At 67.1% G+C, this 1,163-nt stretch carries 1 protein-coding gene and 1 pseudogene; both read left to right on the plus strand.

What is annotated here, in order from left to right; translation table 11 throughout:
• Window positions 1–54: 54 nt before the first annotated feature.
• Window positions 55–177, plus strand: a pseudogene (locus AB0C19_RS33515) (helix-turn-helix domain-containing protein); the annotation flags it as partial.
• 87 nt (window positions 178–264) lie between these two features.
• A partial coding sequence (locus tag AB0C19_RS33520; RefSeq protein WP_357191981.1) for an IS30 family transposase occupies window positions 265–1,163 on the plus strand: 899 nt, incomplete at its 3' end.

Below are 1,163 nucleotides of genomic sequence, written 5' to 3' on the forward strand. Positions count from 1 at the left end.
CTTGGGCTCAAGTGGTTGTTGCAACGGGGTGGATTCTCGTCAGGATGAGGGGTCATGCCGGGGCAGAGGTTGTCGTCCGCGGAGCGGGCGCAGATTGAGGTGTTGTTCGGTCAGGGGTTGACGTTCCCGCAGATCGCGCAGGCGATCGGGCGGCATCGCTCGACGGTGTGGCGGGAGTTGTCGCGTAATCACTGCGGTACTGGGGGGCGGGTGCCGGCGGGTCAGCGGCATCCGCATGGTGCGGATCCGGGTTATGTGGCTGGGGTGGGCTATCCGAAGGGGTGGGGTGGGGCGTATCGGTGGAAGTACTCTCACCGCAACGCTCAGGGCAAGGCGGACGCGCGGGCGCGGCGCCCTCGTGAGGGCAAGTTGCGTCCGGGGTGGGGGCGGGCGTGGCCGCCGTTGTGGCAGACGGTCAAGGATCGTCTGAGTCAGCGGCACTCGCCGTGGCAGATCGCCCGGTCGCTGCGGCGGGAGTTTCCTGAGCGACCGGAGATGTGGGTGTCACACGAGACGATCTATCAGGCGGTCTACTTCCAGTCCCGAGGTGGGATGCGTCAGGAGTTAGCCCGGCAGGTCGCGTTGCGCTCTGGTCGGGCGTTACGGCGGCCGCAGTCGCGTCAGGCCAGCGCGGGGCGGGGAAGCCGGCCGTGGGTGCGTGACTTCCACATCTCGACTCGCCCGGCTGAGGTCGAAGACCGGGCCGTGCCCGGGCACTGGGAAGGCGACCTGGTCATCGGCGCCCGAGGCTCCAGCGCGATCATCACCCTGGTCGAACGCGCCACCCGATACGTGATGCTCGGCGCTCTGCCCGAATCGCGCGTCAGTGAACAGGTCATCGACACCCTCACCGGCCTTATGCGCCGCCTGCCGGCCGAGCTGCGCAAGACCCTGACCTGGGACCAGGGCATCGAGATGATCCAGCACCCCGTCTTCACCCTGGCCACCGACTGCAAGGTCTACTTCTGCGACCCCCACAGCCCTTGGCAACGCGGCAGCAACGAAAACACCAACGGTCTCCTCCGTCAGTACTTCCCCCGATCCAGCACCGACTTCCGCACCTGGACCCAGGACGACCTCGACGCCGTCGCCCGCGAACTCAACGGACGACCACGCCAAACCCTCGACTGGCAGAATCCAGCCGAGGTACTCCACAAACACCT

Source organism: Micromonospora sp. NPDC048842 (assembly GCF_040649935.1).
Lineage (GTDB): Bacteria > Actinomycetota > Actinomycetes > Mycobacteriales > Micromonosporaceae > Micromonospora > Micromonospora hortensis.